We start from the raw sequence: 6,706 nt of genomic DNA, 5'->3' as shown, positions 1-6,706 counted from the left end.
AGTAGGTAGTCGCCGTTTTAGAGAGAAGCCTCCATATCAATTGATGTGGGGGCTTTTTGTATTTACAGCCATAATATTTTCTTGTATTTTCCGTTTATATACAGTAAGTTTACACCTTATTTATATATAATGCATTTCACAAAACAAATCCGTCCGATAAAATTCTGGTTGGTACTGGCTGCCATCGTGATAGCTATTGCCTCTCTTTACGTTTCCCATTCTTTGATTAGCGATTTATCTGCTGAAGAACGGGTGCGTATGGAAGTATGGGCGGAAGCGATGAAGAATTTGCAAACTGCTGATGGGAATACTGACCTGACGATGGTGCTGAAAGTTTTGAATGCCAATCATACTATTCCGGTGATTGTAGCCGATCAGAATGGAGATGTACAAACATACAGGAATATAGAATTATCCTCGTCTGATACGATAGACGCTCTGAAAGAGAAGCTGAATCATTTTAATCGTGAAGGACATTGTATCCGTATCAACCTGAACGGTGATGGTGATTATTTGCGTGTATATTATGGCCCTTCCTTGATGCTTACCCGTCTGGCCGTCTATCCTTATGTGCAATTGACAGTGGTGCTTATCTTTGTGCTAATTGCCATCTTCGCTTTATTGAGTTCCAAGAAAGCGGAGCAAAATAAAGTATGGGTAGGACTTTCAAAAGAAACTGCCCACCAACTGGGGACACCTATTTCCTCACTCATGGCATGGACGGAATTATTGAGGACGCAATATCCGCAGGATGACTTGATTCCTGCCATGGCGGAAGATGTGGAACGCTTGCAAATGATTGCCAACCGCTTTTCTAAAATAGGTTCTATACCTGAATTGGAAGAGGCAGACCTGAAAGCACTATTGGATCGTGTAACGGACTACATCGCCCATCGCACTTCGGATAAAGTGAAGATTACAACCCATCTGCCTGATATGCTTCCGCTCTTACGACTGAATGTAGCTTTGTTTGAATGGGTGATAGAGAATCTCTGTAAGAATGCTATTGATGCAATGGATGGAGTGGGTATACTGGTCATTTCAGTACAGGAAACGTCAAGATATTGGTATATAGATGTGGCAGATACGGGAAAGGGAATTGACAAACGAAATTTTGAAACAGTGTTTGCTCCCGGATATACTACTAAAAAAAGAGGATGGGGATTGGGACTCTCATTGGCACGCCGGATTGTGGTGGAGTATCATTCGGGACGCATTTTTGTGAAGCAATCGGAGATTAATAAGGGGACGATATTCAGAATAGAGCTTAAAAAATGAATATTTCGTCGCTAATTTCTACATTATGAGGATAATTATTTGTATCTTTGTCGCCCGAATAAATAAAAGAAGCTTTGGGAAAGTTTGATAAATACAAAATTGATTTGAAAGGCATGCAGACAGACTCTTGTAAGTATGAGTTTGTGCTGGATAACCTTTTCTTTGCTAACATTGATGGTCCGGAAGTACAGAAGGGCAAAGTAAATGTTACACTGGTTGTAAAGAAAACATCTCGTGCTTTCGAATTGAATTTCCAGACGGATGGTATGGTATGGGTACCTTGTGACCGTTGTCTGGACGATATGGAACAACCGGTCAGTTCTACTGATAAGCTGATGGTGAAGTTTGGCCATGAGTATGCTGAAGAAGGTGACAACCTCATTGTGATTCCTGAGGAAGAAGGGGAAATCAATGTCGCATGGTTCATGTATGAGTTTATTGCGTTGGCTATTCCGATGAAGCATGTGCATGCTCCCGGAATGTGTAACAAGGCAGTGAGCAGCAAGTTGCACAAACATCTGCGGACGAAAGCGGACGAAGAAGATGCGGAAGACGATATCTTCATCGAAGGTGAAGATGTACTGCCGGATGGTGGTGATGCGGAAGAAACGCAGATTGATCCGCGTTGGAATGAATTGAAGAAAATATTAGATAACAATTAAAGATTAAAAAAAATGGCACATCCTAAGAGAAGACAGTCTAAAACAAGAACTGCAAAGAGAAGAACTCATGATAAGGCAGTAGCTCCTACATTGGCTATTTGCCCGAACTGTGGCGAATGGCATGTATATCACACTGTGTGTGGTGCTTGCGGATACTACAGAGGCAAGCTTGCTATTGAGAAAGAAGCTGCTGTTTAATTTGCAGCCTGATAAAGAATATACTTGAATACCGGGTGTCTAAAAAGATTTGTAAGCACAAACCTTTTTAGACTACCGTTGTTTAGGTATTTATTAACTTAAGCAGGATTAATGGAAAAAATAAATGCAGTAATTACAGGAGTCGGTGGATATGTACCCGATTATATCTTGACGAATGACGAGATATCAAGAATGGTAGATACCAATGATGAATGGATTATGACCCGTATCGGAGTAAAGGAAAGACATATCCTGAACGAAGAGGGACTGGGTACTTCGTACATGGCTCGCAAAGCCGTCAAGCAGTTAATGCAGCGTACAGGTTCCAATCCTGATGATATCGATCTGATAGTTGTCGCTACCACTACTCCTGATTATCATTTCCCTTCAACAGCTTCCATCTTGTGTGATAAGCTCGGATTAAAACATGCTTTTGCTTTTGACTTACAGGCCGCTTGTAGTGGCTTTTTGTATCTGTTGGAAACAGGAGCTAACTTTATCCGCTCGGGGAGATATAAGAAGATTATCTTAGTGGGCGCTGATAAAATGTCGTCTATGGTAGATTATACTGAACGTGCCACTTGTCCGATTTTTGGTGATGGTGCGGCTGCGGTTATGATGGAACCCACTACGGAAGACTTTGGCGTGATGGATGCTATTCTGAGAACGGATGGTAAGGGATTGCCTTTCTTGCACATGAAAGCGGGTGGTTCTGTATGTCCTCCTTCCTATTTTACGGTGGATAACCATATGCACTTTCTTTATCAGGAAGGTCGGACGGTATTTAAATATGCTGTATCGAACATGTCGGATGCTTGCGTTGCCATTGCAGAAAGAAATCACTTGGATAAAGATAATATCGACTGGATTATTCCTCATCAGGCAAACTTGCGTATCATTGATGCAGTAGCTCACCGCCTGGAAGTTCCCCGTGAAAAAGTAATGGTTAACATCGAGCATTATGGTAATACGAGTGCCGGTACACTTCCGCTTTGTCTGTGGGATTTTGAGGATAAACTGAAGAAAGGCGATAACCTGATCTTTACGGCATTCGGTGCAGGGTTTACCTGGGGAGCCGTTTACGTGAAGTGGGGATATGATGGAAAAAAACAGTAACGAACGTTACGCTGACAAATAAGAAAAAAACGCATCCTATTTTCGATGCGTTTTTTTGTCTCAACTAAAATACAGGAATGTAATGCATAAAGCTGGTTTTGTAAACATCGTGGGAAATCCGAACGTAGGTAAATCTACATTGATGAACACCTTAGTGGGTGAACGGATTTCAATTGCTACTTTTAAGGCGCAAACAACCCGTCATCGTATTATGGGTATCTATAACACGGATGATATGCAGATTGTGTTTTCGGATACTCCGGGAGTACTGAAGCCGCAGTATAAGTTGCAGGAGTCTATGCTGAATTTTTCTACTTCGGCACTGACGGATGCGGATGTTTTGTTATATGTGACAGATGTGGTTGAGACGCCCGATAAGCATAATGAGTTTGTAGAGAAGGTAGCAGCCATGGAAATTCCTGTTTTGCTGCTTATTAATAAAATTGACCTGTCAAATCAAGAGAAACTGGTGGAGCTCGTGGAAGCGTGGAAAGAGTTGTTGCCTAATGCGGAGATCATTCCGATTTCTGCAACTACTAAGTTTAATGTGGATTACGTGATGAAGCGGGTGAAGGAATTGCTGCCCGACTCACCGCCTTACTTTGGCAAAGACCAGTGGACGGACAAACCGGCACGTTTCTTCGTGAACGAGATTATCCGGGAGAAAATCTTGTTGTATTATGACAAGGAGATACCCTACTCGGTAGAGGTAGTGGTAGAACAATTTAAGGAAGATGCGAAAAAAATACATATCAACGCTGTGATTTATGTGGAGCGTGATTCGCAGAAAGGAATAATTATCGGCAAGCAGGGGAAAGCACTGAAGAAGGTGGCTACTGAGGCACGCCGGGAATTAGAAAGATTCTTTGGGAAAACGATTTTCCTGGAGACGTTTGTGAAAGTGGATAAGGACTGGCGCAGTTCGGACAAGGAGTTGCGCAATTTCGGTTATCAACAGGATTAGAGTATTCATACGACTGTGACAGTCGCAAAAAACAATGAGAGTGAACTATGGGAAATTTAGTTGCAATCGTAGGACGTCCCAATGTGGGAAAGTCCACTTTATTTAACCGCTTGACTAAGACACGTCAGGCGATTGTGAACGAGGAAGCAGGAACAACACGCGACCGCCAGTACGGCAAATCCGAATGGTTGGGGAAAGAATTCTCCGTGGTAGATACCGGCGGATGGGTGGTAAACTCTGACGATATTTTTGAAGAAGAGATACGCAAGCAGGTATTGATGGCTGTGGAAGAAGCAGACGTAATTTTGTTTGTAGTGGATGTAATGAACGGGGTGACTGACCTTGATATGCAAGTGGCAACTATTTTGCGGCGCACTCAGAAACCAGTGCTGCTGATTGCCAATAAGACCGATAACGGAGAGCTGCAATACAATGCTCCCGAATTTTATAAGTTGGGATTGGGTGACCCTTATTGCATCTCGGCTATGACGGGTAGTGGAACAGGTGATATGATGGACCTGATTGTAGGTACATTTAAGAAAGATACTGATGAAATATTGGATGAGGATATTCCCCGTTTTGCAGTGGTGGGACGTCCTAATGCAGGTAAGTCTTCCATTGTGAATGCTTTTATCGGTGAAGACCGTAACATCGTGACGGAAATTGCCGGTACGACGCGTGACTCTATCTATACCCGCTATAACAAGTTTGGATTTGATTTCTATCTGGTGGACACTGCCGGTATCCGTAAGAAAAGCAAGGTAAATGAAGATTTGGAATATTATTCTGTAATCCGCTCTATCCGTTCCATTGAGAATGCGGATGTATGTATCCTTATGCTGGATGCTACACGTGGTGTTGAGAGTCAGGACTTGAATATATTCTCCCTGATACAGAAGAATTCCAAAGGTTTAGTGGTGGTAGTGAATAAATGGGACTTGGTGCAGGATAAAACAGTGAAAGTGATGAAAACTTTCGAAGATGCTATCCGTAATCGTTTTGCTCCGTTCGTTGATTTTCCTATCATCTTTGGTTCGGCTTTGACTAAACAACGTATCCTGAAAGTACTGGAAGAAGCGCGTGCAGTGTATGATAATCGTATGATGCGTATTCCTACCGCTCGCTTGAACGAAGAAATGCTTCCGTTGATTGAAGCATATCCGCCTCCTGCAATTAAGGGTAAGTATATCAAGATTAAATATATCACGCAGTTGCCCAACACGCGAGTACCCTCTTTCGTGTATTTCGCTAATCTGCCGCAGTATGTGAAGGAACCGTATAAACGTTTCCTGGAAAACAAAATGCGTGAAAAGTGGAATTTGACGGGAACTCCGATAAATATTTATATCCGTCAGAAATAGAATATTCTGAATATAGAAAAATGATATAAAACCATCTGATTTGACAATAAATCAGGTGGTTTTTTTGCTTTTAGGCAAGGAAATGTAAATAATAAGTAGGTTTATATGGATATAATATTTATTTTTGTATGACAACAGAAAAAAGGATTAGATGAAACGTCAGAGCTGGTTATCAGGATGCCTCTTGCTCTTTTCCATAGGTGCGCTATGGGCAAAGGGTGAGTCGGGTTTGCATACCCTGCAGCAACAAGCAGATCTAAGTAAAAGCCTGAATGGTTATGTCAATGCCTGTAAATATCTTTGTCAGACAAAGGAAGAGGCTGATTTATTACTCCTATATGCAGGTGCTATTCAACAATTGGCTACGGGTAGTAAGGATCTGGAACAGTTGGAACAGGAAACGTACATGTTGAGACACCGCATCGTCGTAGGTTCGTTGATTTCATTATTGGTGATTTTATTATTGGGTTCATTTTATGCCCGCCAGCGGCAGAGGGCAAAGATTGCTCTGCACCTCACAAGAAAATATATTGATGGATTGGAGAGTGAGCGTGAACGTATGGCAACTGAATTGCATGATGATGTATGTAACAACCTGCTTGCACTTGAAATGAATATCCGTGCTATTTCCAATAAAGAAAGTTTGGAGTTGAATGAGCAGTTGGAACTGTTGAGTAATATGCGGGAAAGGCTAAGGACTCTTTCGCATGAACTGATGCCGCCTGCCTTTCAGTACGCCACACTTGACGAGATGCTGGCAGACTATGTATTGCATCTGTCTTTACCTGAGAATATACATGTAGAATATCATTCCACAGAAAATGTTGATTGGAATATCGTGCCTAAATGCGTTGGTTTCGAATGTTATCGCATTGTTCAGGAAGCGGTGAACAATGCAGTGAAATATGCAGGTTCAGCCTGTATACGGGTGGAGTTGGCGTTGGACAACAATAACCTTTCCATACTTATTGCAGACGATGGAAGGGGATTTGATGTAGCCGGGAAAAACAAAGGTATCGGCTTGCGAACCATCAGGCAGCGGGCTGAGACTATTAGCGCTAAAGTGGAATTGACTTCTGCTCCGGGCGAAGGAACCCGGCTGAAGATAGATGTATTAATCTAATCGA

Annotated in this window: 7 protein-coding genes; all 7 read left to right on the top strand. The window is 42.2% G+C overall.

From position 1 onward, the window contains the following. Positions 1-129 precede the first annotated feature (129 nt). The 7 genes from QZ135_RS19565 to QZ135_RS19535 all read left to right on the top strand — a co-directional run bounded on the left by QZ135_RS19565 (position 130) and on the right by QZ135_RS19535 (position 6,702). On the top strand, positions 130-1,278 hold the full coding sequence (locus QZ135_RS19565) for a HAMP domain-containing sensor histidine kinase (protein ID WP_294613260.1): 1,149 nt from the start codon (positions 130-132) through the stop codon (positions 1,276-1,278). Between the two features lie 74 nt (positions 1,279-1,352). Then, entirely contained in the window at positions 1,353-1,940 is a 588-nt protein-coding gene (locus QZ135_RS19560; RefSeq protein WP_294613257.1) for a DUF177 domain-containing protein, read from the top strand. A gap of 12 nt (positions 1,941-1,952) precedes the next feature. After that, complete coding sequence (rpmF, locus tag QZ135_RS19555) at positions 1,953-2,138, top strand: 50S ribosomal protein L32 (protein WP_002562387.1); 186 nt, start codon at positions 1,953-1,955, stop codon at positions 2,136-2,138. A gap of 111 nt (positions 2,139-2,249) precedes the next feature. Beyond that, positions 2,250-3,254, top strand: a complete 1,005-nt coding sequence (locus tag QZ135_RS19550) for a beta-ketoacyl-ACP synthase III (protein ID WP_294613254.1) — start codon at positions 2,250-2,252, stop codon at positions 3,252-3,254. A gap of 82 nt (positions 3,255-3,336) precedes the next feature. Beyond that, on the top strand, positions 3,337-4,218 hold the full coding sequence (gene era, locus QZ135_RS19545) for a GTPase Era (protein ID WP_294613251.1): 882 nt from the start codon (positions 3,337-3,339) through the stop codon (positions 4,216-4,218). 47 nt (positions 4,219-4,265) lie between these two features. Continuing rightward, positions 4,266-5,579, top strand: coding sequence for a ribosome biogenesis GTPase Der (der, locus tag QZ135_RS19540; protein WP_009130325.1), 1,314 nt, complete (start codon positions 4,266-4,268; stop codon positions 5,577-5,579). A gap of 151 nt (positions 5,580-5,730) precedes the next feature. After that, positions 5,731-6,702, top strand: a complete 972-nt coding sequence (locus QZ135_RS19535) for an ATP-binding protein (RefSeq protein WP_294613248.1) — start codon at positions 5,731-5,733, stop codon at positions 6,700-6,702. Positions 6,703-6,706 lie beyond the last annotated feature (4 nt).

The organism is uncultured Bacteroides sp. (assembly GCF_905207245.1).
Taxonomy (GTDB): domain Bacteria; phylum Bacteroidota; class Bacteroidia; order Bacteroidales; family Bacteroidaceae; genus Bacteroides.
Note: the sequence above shows the minus strand (reverse complement) of the source record. Positions and strands in the feature narration are given on the sequence as shown.